The organism is Butyribacter sp. (genome assembly GCF_056818865.1).
Genome location: NZ_DBLYGC010000030.1, coordinates 1 through 18,096 on the forward strand (window position 1 = coordinate 1; position 18,096 = coordinate 18,096).

An 18,096-nucleotide genomic window follows, 5' to 3' on the forward strand; every position below is an offset into this window, starting at 1 on the left:
GGGATTAAAAAGTTAAATGCAGAATGATAACTAAATCAAATTAAGATAAGGAAGGATTTCAAAGTGATGAAAAAGAATATTAAAAAAAGTATAGCTATTGTATTAATGGCTTCATTGGTGATTGGTAGTACAAATAATACATTAGTAAAAGCACAAAAAAAGATTGTTATGACAAAATCAGCGAAAGTATCTGTAGGACAAAAATTTGTTATAAAATTAAAGAATAATAAAAATAAAGTTAAATGGAAAGTAACAAATGGACAAAAATTTGTGAAAATAACCCAAAAAAGTAAGATGAGCTGTACTATTAAAGCAGTAAAGAAGGGCAATGCAATGGTTCAGGCGACAGTAAAAGGAAAAAAATACAAATGTAAAGTTACTGTCGTTCAACCTAAGAAAACTAAAAAGACGAAAGCACCGGAAAACACTAACAATCCAATGATTACAAAAGCACCTGAGATAACAAACATTCCTGAAACTACTGCGACTGTAGAACCGACAGTAGAGCCAACGATGGTACCAACTGAGGAGCCGACAAAAGAGCCAATAACAGTACCAACGGAGAAACCAACAGCAGAGCCAACGATGACACCAACCGAGGAACCGACAGTAGAACCGACAATAAGGCCAACGGCAGTATCAACTGAAGAACCGACCGAGGAACCAACAGCAGAGCCAACGATGGTACCAACTGAGGAGCCGACAAAAGAGCCAATAACAGTACCAACGGAGGAACCGACAGTAGAGCCAACAATAGAGCCGACAAAGAATCCAGATGGAATAATAGAATTTGTATATGGTGATGATGATATTGATGATATAATAAATTGTACAGAACCTTTCTCATTAAAAATTAATGAAGGGGTTGAAACTATATATTACGATTCATTTGAAGATCTTTTTAATACTAATATGGTAAGCGTGACTATTCCAGCGAGTGTAACTAATATAGAAAATGGTGCACTTTCACATTGTAAAAATTTAAAAACTATTATAATTGATGAAAAAAATACGGTCTATGACAGCCGTGATAATTGCAATGCTGTAATAAAAACAGCTACGAATGAGCTGGTCGCAGGCTGTGCAGGGACAATAATTCCTCAAAGCGTAACAAAAATAAGTGATGGTGCATTTGGCGGTTGTAAATTGTTGACAAGTATGGAAATACCAAAAAGCGTCAAAGTAATAGCTGATGGAGCATTTCAAGGATGCAGTAATTTACAAGATATCAAGTTATCAGAAGGAGTAATCGAAATAGGTGTCTGGACATTTTCAGGCTGTAAATCATTAGTAAATATTGAAATTCCGGCGAGTGTTGAACGTATAAATGAATGTGCATTTTCAGGCTGCAGCAGTTTGACAAATATAAATGTAAGTGAAAATAATAAGATTTATGACAGCCGTGACAATTGCAACGGAATAGTTAAAACATCAGAAAATGAATTGGTTACAGGGTGTAATAATACCGTAATTCCGGCAAATGTGAAAAAAATAGGCAATTATGCATTTGAAAATTGTACTGAACTGGTGAATATACAGATACCAGATAGTGTAACAAGTATAGGCTTTGCTGCGTTTAAAGGATGTAGTAACTTAAAAGATATAGAATTGCCATCAGGTATAACTAAAATAGGCGATGCTGCATTTCAGCAATGCACTGGTATTACAAGGATAGAATTACCAAAAAATGTAAAAGAATTAGGTGAATGTGCATTTTTAGAATGTTGTAGTCTTCAGAGCATAAATATACCTTCAAGTGTAACTGTTATAGGAGAAGGAGCATTTAGTGAATGTAGTAATTTAACAGCTATAACATGGAATGAAAATACATATAATTCAGTTGATGAATTTTTGGGTGCTTTTAACAATAAATAAACATAAAGAAAAATTTGAGGAGAACACAAAAATGTTTGATTTTTTATTTAAAAGTAAGCCACGTTTATGTACAACCATTATTATCATATTATTTATTGCATATGGGATATATGATAGATTTTGTATAGTACAATCATTTGGCGGAATTGTTGTTTTGATTTGCGTTATTTATTTTTGGTTCGGAAAAGATTATAAATGCCCAAATTGCAAAAAAAAATTTCATTTAAAAAAGTTGAATGAAGTTATAATTGACAAGAAAGATATATCTGTTCCTATTGAAACTTATATAAAGGATTCTGAAGGAAAAATTAAATACACAAGTGTACAATATGTTCCAGGGAAAAGATATACATATAGAATAAATAAAATTTGCAAGAAATGTGGAGAAAAGTGTTACAGCGAATATACAAAGGATAAAGCAAGTTTGTAAATAATAAATAATAAGTTAAAATTATATTTTGTGCACTTTTTTGCCGTTAATCTAAAATACATGAAAAAGAAAGATTGGTAATGCTAATGTATTTCGATTGTAGTACACAAGGTATAAAATCACTAAGGAGCGAACAGTATGAAAAAGAAGAAAATGAAAAATATACTAAATACAATATTGATTTTGATATTATCAATGTTTATATTTGAATGTAATGTTTCGGCTAAAGATATTATAACAACAAAGTCAAAGGTTAATGAAAAAATATACACAGAAAAGCAGACCTATATATGGAACTGGGCAAAGGTATCATCTGCCAGATTGTTTGCAATGAAAAATGGCACATATATTCGAGTTGAAAACTCTGACAAGCATTTTATAGTGGAGTGTTTTGATTCATCATTTAAAAGTCTTTGGGCAAAAAAAATCAAGAGAAGCCTTTCTATGTGGGGAGATGCTGCATATGATGGGAAAGATTTTTTTATTGTGACAGGTCAGAAAAATAATAAAGAGAATAATAAAAAGTCTGTAGTATGTATTACACGTTATAATTCAAAATGGGAAAAAACAGGTGAGACAAATGTAAAAAATTGTTTTACGGTGTGTCCGTTTGATGCAGGAACATGCAGTGTAGAATTTTATGATGATATTATGTATATAAAAACCGGAAGGACGATGTACGAAACTGATGATGGAAACCATCACCAATCAAGCATGACTATTGTCGTAGATAAGGAAAATATGAAAGTACTGGATCATCCCACAGAACTATATGGATATGCTGACGAAAACAAAAATTATGGATATGTCAGCCATTCGTTTAATCAGATGCTTTGTATTGATGATGGAAATATGATAGCAGTTGACCATGGGGATGCTTATCCGCGTGAGATGGTACTGAACGATATAAATGATGACAGCAGTTATACTTTTTTTAGTATAGCAGGCGAAACAGGAGATAATACAACAGGTGCGACTCTTGGAGACTTTAAAATTTCAGATACCAATTATATAATATGTGGTACAAGTGTAGACCAGAAAAAAGATGAAAAAAACAACAAATTAGTATATACTGAAATAAAAAATGTATATATTGCAACAATGGACAAAAAAACACATAAAGTGAAATTTAAGTTTGTAACAAATTTTAAGACAGAAAATACAGATGATTACACGCCGTATCTGACAAGAATAAGTAAAAATCGCTATATGCTTATATGGAAATACAAAAAAATGCTTTATTACCGTGAAATTGATGGAGAAGGAAAATTTATTACAAAATTAAAATCTAAGAAAAATTACGAGTTAAGTGAATGTGAACCTGTTGCGGTAAATGGGAAAATTATATGGTATTCTGCGAAAAGAAACAAGATTAAGTTTTACACAATTCCTTATAAAGTTGACACTGTGAAATTAACTGTGCCTGAGTTAATAACAACACAAAATAAAAGTGATTTAAATAAGGTTTTATGGAAAGGTGTAAAAGAAGCAGATGGTTATTATATTTACAGAAGTATAGATGGAAAAAGTTTTCAGAAAATTGGTGAATACAGTAAAAAACTTGAAGCAGATGAATTCTTTAGTTATAAGATTGATAATTGTAAAGATTATACAAAATATATATATAGTGTGAGCGCATATTGTATTATGGATTCAACAGGAAAGCAAATTGAAGGACAATATAATAAAACAGGAAAAATATGTATAAATCTCAAAGGAACGAAAGTTGAATCTATAGAAAATACTGAAAAAGGATTAAAAGTAACATGGCAAAAATCAAAACAGGCAACGGGTTATATTTTATATAAAAAAAATATGAACTCTAAAGATAACATATTTGAAAAATGTGCAATGATTTCATCAGGAGATATAAATAACTATGAGGATACTGATGTAGAAAAAGAAAATGTGTATGCTTATACGATAGCAGAAGTTTTTGATGGATTTGAAGGTCAATATAGCGATGATTATATTGAATACATGCGAATAATTGCGCCTGCCATTAGTAGTTGCGAATTTATTAATAATAAATTTTATGTTTTTTCGCCGGAATCAAGTGATGATTTAATATGTAATAGTTTGCAAATTTACAGAAAAGAAGAGGATGGAGATTGGGAGATACAGGAAAAGGTATTTTGCTCAGTATATGGTCAAACATCCTCATATGTTAGAGTAAAAAATCCTTTAGAAGATGGTCATGTATATACATATAAAATTGTAAACGAAAAACGGTATGATAATTATTCATCAAGACCACAAGAATTTGAAATCAAATATAATGCTCCAGCTAAAAATGTTCAGAGAAATAAAAATATACGCGAAAATAAAGAAACTATAACTTGGGATTTTGTAGTGGGTTCAAAAAAATATATATTGTATGCTGTTTCTAATAACGGTGATTATATATGTAAAATTGGAGAGGTGAATGCCGATACTAATAATTATGTAATGTATGGGAAATTCTATAATAACATCGTTATTATGCCACAATAAAAAAGGAAAATAGTTTTTCGGTACAAATTTGGACTTTTTTGTAATAGATTTCGCTATCGTATTCAAATAGATTTACATATTCGGATATGTTATAATATTTTTATAATAGAAACGAAACTGCTAAAAAATATTACCAGACAGGGAGGTGGGACAATGGCAATAGATGATTTGTTTTTAGGTGAATCTAAAAAAATTGAGTACAAATCAATGGTACCGGAGAAAAGCGAAAAATATATGAAGTCAATAATTGCGTTTGCGAATACTCAGGGCGGAAGACTGATAATCGGTGTATTTCGTAAAAAATCCGGACTGGTCGAACGCACTGTCAACGAGAAAAAGTTATATAATTGGAAAATTTTGCAGAATAAGTAACATCCCCAGGTGGATTGTACAATGGATTAACTTATGAGGAATTGATGAGTGGCCATTCAAAAATTCGTAATAAAGCAATTGCTAATGTATTCAGCCAAATGGGTCTGGTTGAAGCATGGGGAAGCGGTATGCAGAGGATTTTAAATGGTGCGGCTGATTATGAGCTTCCAGTTCCGGAAGTGGAAGTGTTTGATAATATGTTTCGGGTGAATTTGTTTAGAAAAAAATTAAATTACACTTCTGAATCAAACTTTAATGATAGTATGGTGAACGATAGAGTGAATGATAAGGTGAATGATTTGCTCGATATTCTTATGGTCAATCCAAACTATACTGTTACTGAACTTGCAAATATATTTAAGATAAGTAGAAAAACAATTGCAGCAAGGCTAAAAGACTTAAAAGAAATGGGGGTGATTGAGAGAGTGGGTTCAGCAAGAAAAGGGTATTGGAAAATAAATTCCTAAAGTACATTCTTGCAATAACTTTCTTCATAATGTATAATATAACATTAAAAGACAAAAAGATAATTATTTAATGACTGTACTATAAAAATATGGTGCGGCGGAATGGAGGAAATAATGGAACTTATGTATCAGAGCACTCGAAGCGAGGGAACAAAGGTTACTGCATCTCAGGCTATTTTGAAGGGTCTTGCAGATGATGGAGGTCTTTTTGTACCTGTCAGTATCCCAAAACTTGATATTTCTTTAGAGGAAATTTCCAAAATGACATATCAGGAGACAGCATATGAAGTTATGAAACTGTTTTTCACAGACTTTACCGAAGCTGAATTAAAGACTTGCATTGAGAGAGCATATGATTCAAAGTTTGACACAAAAGAGATTGCTCCGCTTGTGAAAAAATCAGATGCATATTATCTTGAGTTATTCCATGGTGCAACAATTGCTTTTAAAGATATGGCTCTTTCTATACTGCCTCACCTTCTTACTACATCAGCGAAGAAAAACAATATCAAGAATGAAATCGTTATTCTTACTGCGACATCAGGAGATACAGGAAAGGCTGCACTTGCAGGATTTGCAGATGTTGAGGGAACAAGTATCATTGTATTTTATCCTAAAAACGGTGTAAGTAAAATTCAGGAACGCCAGATGGTTACACAGAAGGGTGCAAACACAAAAGTTGTCGGCATTACAGGAAATTTTGATGATGCACAGAGTGGTGTTAAGGCTATGTTTAACAATAAAGAACTTGCAAAAGTTATGGATGAGCATGGATATCAGTTCTCATCTGCCAACTCAATTAACATCGGTCGTCTTGTACCACAGGTTGTTTATTATGTTTATTCATATACAAGACTTCTCGCAAATGGAGATATTAAAGCAGGAGAGAAAGTAAACTTTGTAGTACCTACAGGAAACTTTGGAAATATCCTTGCAGCTTTCTATGCTAAAAATATGGGTGTTCCGGTTGGAAAACTTATCTGTGCTTCAAATGAAAATAAGGTTCTTTACGATTTCTTTGAGACAGGTGTTTACGACAGAAACCGTGAGTTTATCCTTACTTCATCACCATCTATGGATATTCTTATTTCAAGCAATCTTGAAAGACTTATCTTCAGAATTGCAGGAGACGATGCTAAGAAAACAGCAGATATGATGGATGCGCTGAAAACAACTGGCAAATATACTATTACAGACGATATGAAAGCAAAACTTGCTGATTTCACAGGGGGATGGGCAAGTGAGGAGGACACAGCAAAAGAGATAAAGAGAGTTTACGATGAGACAGGTTATGTTATGGATACTCATACGGCAGTTGCTTCTTCTGTATATCATACATATAAAGAGAATACAAACGACGATACAAAGACTATTATCGCATCGACAGCAAGTCCATACAAATTTGGTACAAGCGTAATGAGTGCCATCGATAAGAAGTATGAGGGCATGGATGATTTTGCTCTTATCGATGAACTCTGCAAAACATCAGGAGTTAAGATTCCAAATGCTGTAGAGGAAATTCGTACGGCACCTGTTCTTCATGATACAGTATGCGAGACAGAGGATATGCAGAAGACAGTTGAAAAAATTCTTGGTTTATAAAGTTTAAAAATATAATTCTTCAAAAACAATACTTGCAAACTAAAAATTATTATGATATAATAGGTATGTTGTGTGCTTTGTCACATGACATACCTATTAAATTATTAATCTATTAATCACATATGCGGATTTCGTATCGGTGCCTTGACATAGTAACGCCATGTCAAAGGTCTTATGTTTGGAAGCATATGGAAGAAGAAAAACCATGGAGGTACAATTATGAGCGTTATTTCAATGAAACAGTTACTTGAAGCAGGTGTTCACTTTGGACATCAGACAAGAAGATGGAACCCTAAAATGGCTGAGTACATCTACACAGAGCGTAATGGTATTTATATCATTGACTTACAGAAATCTGTAGGTAAAGTAGATGAAGCTTACAATGCAGTTAAAGACATCGTTGCAAACGGTGGTTCTATCCTTTTTGTAGGAACAAAGAAACAGGCACAGGATTCTATCAAGACAGAAGCTGAGCGTTGCGGAATGTATTTCGTAAACGAGAGATGGCTTGGTGGTATGCTTACAAACTTCAAGACAATCCAGACTCGTATCAAGAGATTAAAAGAAATCGAGACAATGTCTGAAGATGGTACATTTGATGTTCTTCCTAAGAAGGAAGTTATCCTTATCAAAAAAGAGTGGGAGAAACTTGAGAAGAACCTTGGCGGTATCAAAGATATGAAGAAACTCCCAGATGCTATCTTTGTTGTAGATCCAAAGAAAGAAAGAATCTGTATTCAGGAAGCACATACACTTGGTATTCCTCTTATCGGTATCGCAGATACAAACTGTGATCCTGAAGAACTTGACTATGTTATCCCAGGTAACGATGATGCTATCAGAGCCGTTAAACTTATCGTTTCTAAGATGGCTGATGCTGTTATCGAAGCAAACCAGGGTGAGTCTATGGCAGAAGAAGCAGCTGAGGAAGCTGACGCATAATCAATTTTAAATAGGAGGATTCTAAAATGGCAATTACAGCTAAACAGGTTAAAGAGTTAAGAGAAATGACTGGTGCCGGAATGATGGATTGTAAGAAAGCACTTGGTCAGACTGATGGTGATATGGACAAGGCAGTAGAATGGCTTAGAGAGAATGGTCTTGCTAAGGCTGCTAAAAAGTCTGGTCGTATCGCTGCAGAAGGTATCGTTGCAGTTGATGTTTCAGAAGACGGAAAGACAGCTTCTATCGTAGAAGTAAACTCTGAGACAGACTTTGTAGCTAAGAATGAAAAATTCCAGGATTATGTTGCAGAAGTTGCAGCTCAGGCTAAGACAACAACAGCAGCAGACATCGACGCTTTCCTTGCTGAGCCTTGGGCACTTGATACAAGTGTAACAGTAGATGAGAAGCTTAAAGCTATGATCGCTGTTATCGGTGAGAACATGAACATTCGTCGTTTCGCTAAGATTGAGACAGAAGGAACAGTTGTTTCTTATATCCATGCAGGCGGAAAGATTGGTGTTTTAGTTGAAGCTGACACTGACAATGCAAGTGATGCAGTCAAAGAGTGCTTAAAGAATGTAGCTATGCAGATTGCTGCATTAAATCCAAAGTATCTTTCATCAGATGATGTAGATGCTGAGTATAAAGAGCATGAGAAAGAAATTCTTCTTGCGCAGGCTAAGAACGATCCTAAGAATGCTAACAAGCCTGACGAAATCATTGAGAAAATGATTACAGGACGTCTTAACAAAGAGCTTAAAGAGGTTTGCCTTCTTGAGCAGGAATATGTTAAAGCAGAAAATAAAGAAAATGTTAAAAAGTATGTAGAGAGCGTTGCTAAGGCTGAGGGCGTAAGCATCAACCTTAAGAGTTTTGTTCGTTTTGAGACTGGTGAGGGTCTTGAGAAGAAAGAAGAAGACTTCGCAGCAGAAGTTGCAGCTCAGATGGGTAACTAATCTCATATTTTAATATAATTTTTGAAAAATCAAACCCTATAGGTATTGGTAACTTCTGATACTTATAGGGTTCTTTCTTAATTTGTTTAATAAATGGCATAATAAAAAGAATTGGAAATAATCGTTCCGGAAAATGGGTTATTTCTGTTAATTTTAATGATTTATAGAGTACATCTTAGACCATCAGAAATTTAAATATAAACGAGGACAAGAATGAATACAACAGCTTTTAAGAACTATCAAAATGAAATAGTAAAACTCAGGCGATATTTTCATGCACACCCGGAACCCAGCCTAAAAGAATATTCAACGGCTGACTATATTGAAAAATATCTAAATGAAAACGGTATTGTGACAAAAAGGGTAGGAGAGTGCGGCATTACTGCTGTGTTATACTCTGACAATCCGGATGCAAAAGTTGTAGCAGTGCGTGCTGAAATGGATGCGATAGCTGTTAAAGAGGAAAATGAAATCGAATACAAAAGTCTGAATAATGGAGTATCACATGCTTGTGGACATGATGCTATAATGGCGTGCACACTTGTACTTGCAAAAATATGCAATGAAAATAAATCCGAATTAAAGAATACAATAAAATTCATTTTTCAGCCCGCAGAAGAAAATGGAGAGGGAACAGATATAATGCTTAACGGTGGTGTTATGAAATCGCCTGATGTAGATTACTTTATAATGTTTCATTTTGTAAATGATGCCCCATATGGAATGGAAGTGCAATATGGCTCAGCATCAGCAGCAATAGGGAAAATGGAAGTAACTATAAAAGGTAAATCTGCACATTGGTGTAACTCAGACAAAGGCACTGATGCGATTGTGGCATCAAGTGAATTTATATTAAAATTAAACGAACTAAACAGCACATACACATCAGACCTGCCATTTATAACGGGGATAGGAACGATAAACGGCGGTTCAGCCAAAAATGTTATCGCATCAGATGTTTATATGGAGGGAACACTCAGAGCGGCAAAACCCGAAGATTATCACAAATTATACAATATTATCTTTGACATTGCATCACAGATTGAAGAAAAATATAATGTAAAAATAGAAATGGATATAACAAAAGAGCCGATACCACCTATAATAAATGATAAATATCTTGTAGACACCGTGCTGGAATGTGGCAGTAAAATTTGGGATAAAAACTGCCGGTTAGTAGACAAACACTTTTTATCCGGTGACAGTGCAGCGTATTATTTTGATTATGCAAAAGGACTTTTTATTGTATTTACGGCAGAAATCGAAAAAGAAACAAATTATCCTATACATAATGGGAAATTTAACATGAATGAAAGCAGATATTATGACATAATAAAAACACTTTATTCTCTGATTGAAAAAATAAAATAAAAAATTGACCTTTTTTCATTTTCACTTGTATATATAGTGAAAGGAGGCATTATATGAAGTCAAAAATGAGTGCTCATGAATTTGAAATAATGTACGATAAATACAAAAATTTGATGAATAAAGTATTTAATTATTTTTCTTACAGTTTTGAAATAGAAAATGACAACGGCAGTTCAGAAAATATAGAAATGACAACTAAAAATATTTCTTTTTCAAAAAATGCACCAAAAACGGACTGTAGATTTAACTCGGTAAAAGAAATAGGAGACAGGATAGGCATCAAACTTTTAGAGTCAGAAAACAGATATAAATATGATGGCTGTATTCAATACACTGCAGAAAAAGACGAATATGGTAATCTTATCGGAGCACTTATATCTGATGATATGTATTCTGTAGGAGACTTAAAAAATATATCTGTAAATAAAGGAACTGTCAGCGGTGAAACAGATTTATTAAACTATAAGACAACAGAACTGTATAAATCACCGATAATGATGCAGATTTCAATAAGAAATGATACAGAAAATTCAACAGATAAATATACAGGCGAAGAATTAAGTTTTGCGTCAAAAAATACACAGATAGACCTTACAGGCAAATCAGGAAAAAAGCATAATGCAGAAGTCTACAATATAAAAAATCTTAAAATAAAAGCTGTATTATTTGATGACAAAACAGATGGTCCGACCGGCTGGGGATACGACAACACACAGATAAAAGTAACAATTGCAGTATTTGTATATAACGATGTTGAATATATATATTCAGGCGGAGTAAACCATGAAACCATGAAAAAATTCTTAGACAGCCTTAGTTAAAAACGAAAACTACAAATTGTATATTTGATAAGAAAAAAATGGCTAAAACTGATAACTATAAGTAATAAACATCAATATAAAACAATCATAAAACTATGACTGCTAATACAGAATATTGTTTGTATAAAAAAATTATCAGAAAAAATATCATAGCAACAACTATAGACTGACCGTCAAAATAATAACCACAGACTTATAATTATAAACTAACAACTATCATTACACAGAAAAAACAGATATAGTATTTTCAGCGAATAACGTTAGAACATCGTCAGTACTTAAGGTGTGTATTTGACACCTTTATGTACTGCTACGATGTTCTCCGAGGCGAGAGCCGTTTCTGAGTCGGAAATACTATATCCGTTTTTTCGTCAAGTAAATAGGTTACCCCAAAATTCTATTTAAGAGATAAACCCTGTTAAATGGAAAGCTGAAATAATAACCGTCTGCAAAATCATCAATATAAGATATGATTTCTTTTGCAAGTTCAACGGCAACTTTTTCGCCTTCTTCTTTTGAACCGTTTTCAGGATAACGCTCAACAATTTCATCAGTAACATTTATCCCTGCAATCTCATTTTTCATGAAAAGAGCATTTCTGCGGCTTATAAGCGGCATTATTCCGGCGAAGATGCATGCGCCGGTTTCTTCCTTTATTTTTCTTAGCCGTTTGGCTTCTTCCTTGGAAAAGACAGGCTGCGTAAGAAAAAAGTTTGCTCCTGCTTCCATTTTTCTTTTAGTGGTATTTATCACTGAATCAAGATTTATAAGGTTTTGGTTTATTGCTCCACCGTAATTCAAAGGATTGTCATTAAATACTTCTTTGTTCATTTCCTGAGCAATCTTCATAAGTCCCACCGAGCTGAAATTAAATACCGATTTAACAAGATTTCTTGCTGATGCGGGTACCGGGTCACCTGTGATGATAAGGAAATTTTTTATATCATTTATTTTTGCACCCATAAACATTGCTCTCATTGCGAATGCATTTTTGTCACGACAGCATACATGCGGCATTACTTCAATACCTGTTTCTCTGTAAACTTTTGCAGCCATTAATACGGAGTCAACTCTTGTTCTTCCGGATGGTGAATCCGGGAATGTCAAAACATCTACGCCTGCATTTTTGAGATAATGAGCTGATTCGAGAAGTTTTTCATCGTCTGTATTAAATGGTGGAATTAGTTCAACGGCAATAAATTTTTTTTCTTTCTTTCTGCCTGTTTCATCGTATAAAAATCCGCAATTTACAGGATTTTTAGCCGTGGCGGCAATAGATTTTTCTATGTGTTTTTCAGATTTTATATCCATACCGGTTATTTCAGATAAACAAGATATAAATTCCGGTGATGTTCCACAGCAGCCACCGATTATATCCGCACCGAGAGAGAGCAGTTCTCTGGTTTTTTCGGCAAAATATTCAGGACGACTGTTAAATTCCATCCGGTTTCTTGTAAGAACAGGATATCCGGCATTAGGCATAGCAATAAGTGTTTTATCTGCCGGAATCTCGATTTTTTCGAGGATATTATACATATGATAAGGGCCTATTCCGCAATTTAAACCAACGGCATCTACACCTTCGACCTCACAAGCTTCTCTTATGAGATTTTTTGCGCTGAGTCCGGAAGCACTGTATCCAAGCTGATTTACCGAAAATGATACCATAATATAAAGACCAAGTTCTTTTTTGATTTTTGGTATTACATTAGACAGTATTTCCATGCTCATAAAAGTTTCAAACTGTATTATTTCTATTCCCTCGTCGGCAAATGTTTTTGCTATGTCATAAAATTCATTTTCAATTGTTTCACTTGAGAAACCTGACGCAGTTGAGATAGGTCCTATATCACCTACTATAAATGCATCTTTGCATCCGGCAAGTTTAATTGCTATTCTTGCAAGAGAAACAGCTTCTTGTATGTTCTCTCTGACAAAAGAGAAATCTTTCTGCATAGACATGGTGTTTGCTGCAAAAGTATTTGTTCGTATAAGTTTTGCACCTGCTTCAAGATAAGAAGAGTGTATTTTTGTAACTCTGTCTTTGTGATAGATATTTGCATATTCAGGGGCCTCACTTGTATGGTATTTTTCTGCATAATATGTTCCAAATGAACCATCTGCCAGAATGTTATGTGTTCTAATATAATCTTTAAAATTCATCAGTTCCTCATTTCTGCCCATATTTTTTGTGCATATAGTAATTTGTGTCTTATTTTTTTAGATAAGACAAATCAAATTATACATTTTTTTAGGCATAAAAACAAGTTTTTGAATTTTACAATAAATTTTCAATGACAAATTAAAACATTTGTGATAAAATTTATACTGTTTATAGTGATTTTGTAAAAAATATACACAAGAATGTTACAAAACACATGATAATAAGAGTGCCGTAATGGCAGAATGGAGGCAATAATGGATTACAAGAACGCTGGAGTTGACATCGAAGCTGGCTACAAAGCTGTTGAACTGATGAAAAAACACATTGCAAGTACTATGAGAGATGAGGTACTTACAGATATAGGTGGTTTTTCTGGTGCATTTTCTATGGAGGCATTTAAAAACATGGAGCAGCCTACACTGGTATCAGGAACAGATGGTGTTGGTACAAAACTCAAGGTAGCTTTTGAGATGGATAAACACGATTCAGTTGGTATTGATTGTGTTGCAATGTGTGTAAATGACATTGCATGTGCAGGTGGTGAACCATTATTTTTCTTAGACTACATAGCATGTGGAAAAAACGAACCTGAGAAGATTGCGTCTATCGTAAGCGGTGTTGCAGAGGGATGCAGACAGTCAAATGCTGCACTTATCGGTGGCGAAACAGCTGAGATGCCAGGATTTTATCCTGTAGATGAGTATGATCTTGCCGGATTTGCAGTAGGTGTTGTTGACCGCAAGAATATGATTACAGGCAAGACTATCAAAGAGGGTGATGTCCTTGTGGGTATAGCATCTTCAGGTATTCACAGCAACGGATATTCTCTTGTCAGAAAAGTATTTCCTATGAAGAAAGAAAATCTTAATGTAAGTTATGAATCACTTGGTGGAAAAACTCTTGGTGAGACTTTACTTACACCGACTATTATCTATGTAAAAGCACTTCGTTCTGTAAAAGAGGGCGGCGTTACTATAAAAGGATGCAGTCATATTACAGGTGGTGGATTCTATGAGAATATTCCTCGTATGCTTCACGAGGGAGTTCGAGCTAAGATTAAGGCAGACAGTTACGAGATTCCTCCTATTTTTGATATGCTTGCAAAAGATGGCGATATTGCCAAAGAAATGATGTACAATACATACAATATGGGTATTGGCATGATGCTTGCGGTTGATGCGGCAGATGCAGATAAGACTGTTGAGCTTGTAAACAAATCAGGTCAGAAAGCATTTATCGTTGGTGAAATCATCAAAGGTGAAAAGGGTGTTACATTAGTTTAATAATTAGCCAGATAAAAGATACTAAAAGCGGATAAGGTTATATCCGCTTAATGCTTTATGAGGAGGTTTCGTACATGAGCGGACAGAAACAAAAGATTGCTATATGTGTTTCAGGTGGTGGAACAAATCTTCAAGCTATCATAGACAAGGTAAATGATGGCACTATCAGAAATACCGAAATTTCAATAGTAATCAGTAATAAGCCCGATGCGTATGCTTTAGAGCGTGCAAAAAAAGCCGGTATAGATGCTGTATGTATCAGTCCTAAAGGATTTGAAAACAGGGATGATTTTGCAAATGCTATGGTTGAAACATTGAAAAAACATGATATTGATCTTGTCGTCCTTGCAGGTTATCTTGTAATTGTACCTGTCAAGATGATACATGAGTACAGAAACAGAATTATAAATATACATCCGTCACTTATTCCAGCACATTGCGGAATGGGATATTACGGGCTTAAAGTACATGAGAGCGTACTCGCTACCGGAAACAAGGTGACAGGCGCTACAGTTCATTTTGTTGATGAAGAGGCCGACCATGGTCCTATCATCTTACAGAAAGCTGTAAAGGTGCATGAGAATGACACACCTGAAATTTTACAGAAGCGTGTTATGGAAGAAGCAGAATGGAATATTTTACCTGAAGCTATTGATTTGATTGGTGCCGGAAAAGTTAAAGTAATTGACGGCATTGCACATGTTGAAGAGTAGAGGGGAAGAATGGAGGATTAATATGAAAGTTCTTATAGTAGGTAGCGGTGGACGTGAACATGCTATAGCATGGAGTGTATCGCAGAGCAAAAAGGTTGACAAGATTTATTGTGCACCCGGCAACGGTGGTATCTCGCAGATTGCTGAGTGCGTTGACATCTCAGCAATGGAATTTGACAAACTTGCAGATTTTGCCATAGACAGTGAAATCGACCTTACAATTATCGGAATGGATGATCCGTTAGTAGGTGGAATTGTAGATGTTTTTGAAGAAAGAGGACTTCGCGTATTCGGACCTCGCAAAAATGCAGCCATTATCGAAGGGTCCAAAAGTTTTTCAAAGGATCTTATGAAGAAATACAATATTCCTACATGTCATTATGAGACATTTAATTCACCGGAAGAAGCACTTTTATATCTTGAGAGTGCAAGCTTTCCGATTGTTTTAAAAGCAGATGGGCTTGCTCTCGGAAAGGGTGTGCTTATCTGCAATACACTTGAAGAGGCTGAAGCGGGTGTTACAACACTTATGCTTGATAAACAGTTTGGTGATGCCGGAAATACAATTGTTATTGAAGATTTTATGACCGGACGCGAGGCATCTGTTCTTTGTTTCTGTGACGGAACTCATATTAAACCTATGACAAGTGCCCAGGATCACAAACGTGCAAAAGATGGTGACCAGGGCTTAAATACTGGAGGTATGGGAACATTTTCTCCAAGTCCGTTCTATACTGATGAGGTAAAAGAGTTCTGTGAAAAATATATTTATCAGCCTACAATGGATGCTATGAAAGCTGAGGGCAGAGATTTTACAGGTATTTTATTTGTAGGTCTTATGCTTACCGATGATGGTCCAAAAGTTCTTGAATATAATGCAAGATTTGGTGACCCTGAGGCACAGGTAGTTCTTCCACGCATGGAGAATGATATAATTGATGTTATAGATGCTTGTATAGACGGCAGACTTGACCAGATAGACCTTTCATTTGAAGACAATGCTGCGGTATGTGTTGTTCTTGCATCTGACGGATATCCGGAGCACTATGAAAAAGGAAAACTCATCAAAGGTCTTGAAAACTTTGAAGGAAAAGATAAAGAAGGTTACTATGCATTCCATGCAGGCACGAAGAAAACAGACGAGGGTATCGTTACAAACGGTGGTCGTGTTATTGGAATAACTGCAAAAGGAAAAACACTTAAAGAAGCTAGAGTAAACGCATACAAAGCTACAGAATGGATTGATTTTGACAACAAATATATGCGTCACGATATTGGAAAAGCAATAGACGAGGCATAAATTTTAAATAATAAATTAAAAACAAGGAGGACATTTGAATGTATTCATTTAGTGAAGTTCAGAATTATGATCCGGACCTGGCAAAAGCTATGGCGGATGAGACCCAGAGACAGAGAGACAACATTGAGCTTATTGCATCAGAAAACCTTGTAAGTAAAGCTGTTATGGCAGCGATGGGAAGCACACTTACAAATAAGTATGCGGAAGGATATCCGGGAAAAAGATATTATGGTGGATGTGAGCATGTAGACGTCGTTGAAGATCTTGCAAGAGACAGAGCGATGAAACTTTTCGGCTGTACTTATGCAAATGTTCAGCCTCATTCAGGTGCTCAGGCAAATATGACAGTATTTTTTGCACTTATGCAGCCTGGAGATACATTTATGGGAATGAATCTCGACCATGGCGGACACCTTACACATGGAAGTCCTGTAAACTTTTCTGGTAAATACTTTAATTGTGTCCCATACGGAGTAAACAGCGACGGATATATAGATTATGATGAAGTTGAGCGTATTGCAAAAGAATGTAAACCTAAACTTATTGTTGCAGGTGCAAGTGCATATGCAAGAAAAATTGATTTTAAGAGATTTAGAGAAATTGCTGATGAAGTAGGCGCATATCTTATGGTTGACATGGCACATATCGCAGGACTTGTTGCTGCAGGATATCATGAAAGTCCAATTCCATATGCTCATGTTACAACAACTACTACACATAAGACCCTTCGCGGACCTCGTGGTGGCATGATTCTTTCAAGCAAAGAATTTGCAGAAGAGCATAAACTTAACAAAGCTTTATTCCCTGGAATTCAGGGTGGTCCGCTTATGCATGTTATTGCGGCAAAAGCAGTATGTTTTAAAGAGGCTCTCGATCCTGCATTTAAGGAATACGGTAAAAACATTATTGATAATGCCCAGGCACTTGCCAACGGACTTATCAAACGTGGAATAAAGATTGTATCAGGCGGTACAGATAATCATCTTATGCTCGTAGATCTTGCAGACAAGGGACTTACAGGAAAAGAAGTTGAAAAATGGCTTGATGCAGCACATATTACATGTAATAAAAATACAATTCCGGATGATCCTCAGTCACCTTTTGTGACAAGTGGTGTCCGTCTTGGAACTGCTGCAGTATCAACAAGAGGTTTTAACACAGACGATATGGATAAAGTTGCTGAAGCTATAGCGCTTATTATTGATGACCATGAGGCTAATACTGAAAAAGCAGCTGCAATTGTAAAGAGCCTTACAGATAAATATCCACTTTATGAGTAATAGAATGTACGTTGCAGAAAGTTT

Annotated in this window: 15 protein-coding genes; 14 read left to right on the top strand and 1 reads right to left on the bottom strand. The window is 35.0% G+C overall.

Features of this window, described 5'->3' with window-relative positions:
* Positions 1-66: 66 nt before the first annotated feature.
* The 10 genes from ACZLXV_RS11980 (at position 67) to ACZLXV_RS12025 (ending at position 11,332) form a co-directional block, all read left to right on the top strand.
* Positions 67-1,875 carry a leucine-rich repeat protein gene (locus ACZLXV_RS11980; RefSeq protein WP_482383575.1) on the top strand — a complete coding sequence of 603 codons (1,809 nt, stop codon included), beginning with the start codon at positions 67-69 and terminating at the stop codon, positions 1,873-1,875.
* Between the two features lie 31 nt (positions 1,876-1,906).
* A complete protein-coding gene (locus ACZLXV_RS11985) occupies positions 1,907-2,305 on the top strand; it encodes a hypothetical protein (RefSeq protein ID WP_482383576.1) in 399 nt (132 codons plus the stop codon).
* Between the two features lie 138 nt (positions 2,306-2,443).
* Positions 2,444-4,798 (top strand): fibronectin type III domain-containing protein, encoded by a 2,355-nt coding sequence (locus ACZLXV_RS11990; protein WP_482383577.1) that lies wholly within the window; start codon positions 2,444-2,446, stop codon positions 4,796-4,798.
* 153 nt (positions 4,799-4,951) lie between these two features.
* Positions 4,952-5,170: an AlbA family DNA-binding domain-containing protein gene (locus ACZLXV_RS11995; RefSeq protein ID WP_482383578.1), complete on the top strand. Its 219-nt coding sequence runs from the start codon at positions 4,952-4,954 to the stop codon at positions 5,168-5,170.
* 44 nt (positions 5,171-5,214) lie between these two features.
* Positions 5,215-5,637 (top strand): ATP-binding protein, encoded by a 423-nt coding sequence (locus ACZLXV_RS12000; RefSeq protein ID WP_482383579.1) that lies wholly within the window; start codon positions 5,215-5,217, stop codon positions 5,635-5,637.
* A gap of 114 nt (positions 5,638-5,751) precedes the next feature.
* Positions 5,752-7,239 (top strand): threonine synthase, encoded by a 1,488-nt coding sequence (gene thrC, locus ACZLXV_RS12005; RefSeq protein ID WP_482383580.1) that lies wholly within the window; start codon positions 5,752-5,754, stop codon positions 7,237-7,239.
* A gap of 219 nt (positions 7,240-7,458) precedes the next feature.
* Entirely contained in the window at positions 7,459-8,181 is a 723-nt protein-coding gene (gene rpsB, locus ACZLXV_RS12010; protein WP_022223410.1) for a 30S ribosomal protein S2, read from the top strand.
* Between the two features lie 26 nt (positions 8,182-8,207).
* Entirely contained in the window at positions 8,208-9,140 is a 933-nt protein-coding gene (gene tsf / locus ACZLXV_RS12015) for a translation elongation factor Ts (RefSeq protein ID WP_022223411.1), read from the top strand.
* A 213-nt stretch (positions 9,141-9,353) separates the two neighbouring features.
* Positions 9,354-10,511, top strand: a complete 1,158-nt coding sequence (locus tag ACZLXV_RS12020; RefSeq protein WP_482383581.1) for a M20 metallopeptidase family protein — start codon at positions 9,354-9,356, stop codon at positions 10,509-10,511.
* Between the two features lie 53 nt (positions 10,512-10,564).
* Positions 10,565-11,332: a hypothetical protein gene (locus tag ACZLXV_RS12025; RefSeq protein WP_482383582.1), complete on the top strand. Its 768-nt coding sequence runs from the start codon at positions 10,565-10,567 to the stop codon at positions 11,330-11,332.
* 384 nt (positions 11,333-11,716) lie between these two features.
* Here ACZLXV_RS12025 and ACZLXV_RS12030 read toward each other — a convergent pair whose 3' ends face one another.
* The gene (locus ACZLXV_RS12030; RefSeq protein ID WP_482383583.1) at positions 11,717-13,495 is read right to left on the bottom strand and encodes a bifunctional homocysteine S-methyltransferase/methylenetetrahydrofolate reductase; all 1,779 of its coding nucleotides are present in this window, start codon (positions 13,493-13,495) and stop codon (positions 11,717-11,719) included.
* Positions 13,496-13,750: 255 nt separating this feature from the next.
* On the opposite strand from ACZLXV_RS12030, the gene purM reads away from it, so the two are divergent.
* From purM to glyA, 4 genes are all read left to right on the top strand, one after another.
* Positions 13,751-14,779, top strand: a complete 1,029-nt coding sequence (gene purM / locus ACZLXV_RS12035) for a phosphoribosylformylglycinamidine cyclo-ligase (protein WP_367336549.1) — start codon at positions 13,751-13,753, stop codon at positions 14,777-14,779.
* Between the two features lie 74 nt (positions 14,780-14,853).
* A complete protein-coding gene (gene purN, locus ACZLXV_RS12040) occupies positions 14,854-15,492 on the top strand; it encodes a phosphoribosylglycinamide formyltransferase (protein WP_022223417.1) in 639 nt (212 codons plus the stop codon).
* Positions 15,493-15,514: 22 nt separating this feature from the next.
* On the top strand, positions 15,515-16,792 hold the full coding sequence (gene purD / locus ACZLXV_RS12045; protein WP_482383584.1) for a phosphoribosylamine--glycine ligase: 1,278 nt from the start codon (positions 15,515-15,517) through the stop codon (positions 16,790-16,792).
* Between the two features lie 38 nt (positions 16,793-16,830).
* Positions 16,831-18,072, top strand: coding sequence for a serine hydroxymethyltransferase (gene glyA, locus ACZLXV_RS12050; RefSeq protein WP_022223419.1), 1,242 nt, complete (start codon positions 16,831-16,833; stop codon positions 18,070-18,072).
* Positions 18,073-18,096 lie beyond the last annotated feature (24 nt).

Excerpts from the sequence above, each read along its gene's own strand:
- ACZLXV_RS12020 (WP_482383581.1), top strand. The coding sequence starts at position 9,354 with ATGAATACAACAGCTTTTAAGAACTATCAAAATGAAATAGTAAAACTC.
- ACZLXV_RS11985 (WP_482383576.1), top strand. The coding sequence starts at position 1,907 with ATGTTTGATTTTTTATTTAAAAGTAAGCCACGTTTATGTACAACCATT.
- ACZLXV_RS12030 (WP_482383583.1), bottom strand. The coding sequence starts at position 13,495 with ATGAATTTTAAAGATTATATTAGAACACATAACATTCTGGCAGATGGT.
- rpsB (WP_022223410.1), top strand. The coding sequence starts at position 7,459 with ATGAGCGTTATTTCAATGAAACAGTTACTTGAAGCAGGTGTTCACTTT.
- ACZLXV_RS12000 (WP_482383579.1), top strand. The coding sequence starts at position 5,215 with ATGAGTGGCCATTCAAAAATTCGTAATAAAGCAATTGCTAATGTATTC.
- purD (WP_482383584.1), top strand. The coding sequence starts at position 15,515 with ATGAAAGTTCTTATAGTAGGTAGCGGTGGACGTGAACATGCTATAGCA.
- glyA (WP_022223419.1), top strand. The coding sequence starts at position 16,831 with ATGTATTCATTTAGTGAAGTTCAGAATTATGATCCGGACCTGGCAAAA.
- thrC (WP_482383580.1), top strand. The coding sequence starts at position 5,752 with ATGGAACTTATGTATCAGAGCACTCGAAGCGAGGGAACAAAGGTTACT.
- ACZLXV_RS11990 (WP_482383577.1), top strand. The coding sequence starts at position 2,444 with ATGAAAAAGAAGAAAATGAAAAATATACTAAATACAATATTGATTTTG.
- purN (WP_022223417.1), top strand. The coding sequence starts at position 14,854 with ATGAGCGGACAGAAACAAAAGATTGCTATATGTGTTTCAGGTGGTGGA.
- tsf (WP_022223411.1), top strand. The coding sequence starts at position 8,208 with ATGGCAATTACAGCTAAACAGGTTAAAGAGTTAAGAGAAATGACTGGT.
- ACZLXV_RS12025 (WP_482383582.1), top strand. The coding sequence starts at position 10,565 with ATGAAGTCAAAAATGAGTGCTCATGAATTTGAAATAATGTACGATAAA.
- purM (WP_367336549.1), top strand. The coding sequence starts at position 13,751 with ATGGATTACAAGAACGCTGGAGTTGACATCGAAGCTGGCTACAAAGCT.
- ACZLXV_RS11980 (WP_482383575.1), top strand. The coding sequence starts at position 67 with ATGAAAAAGAATATTAAAAAAAGTATAGCTATTGTATTAATGGCTTCA.
- ACZLXV_RS11995 (WP_482383578.1), top strand. The coding sequence starts at position 4,952 with ATGGCAATAGATGATTTGTTTTTAGGTGAATCTAAAAAAATTGAGTAC.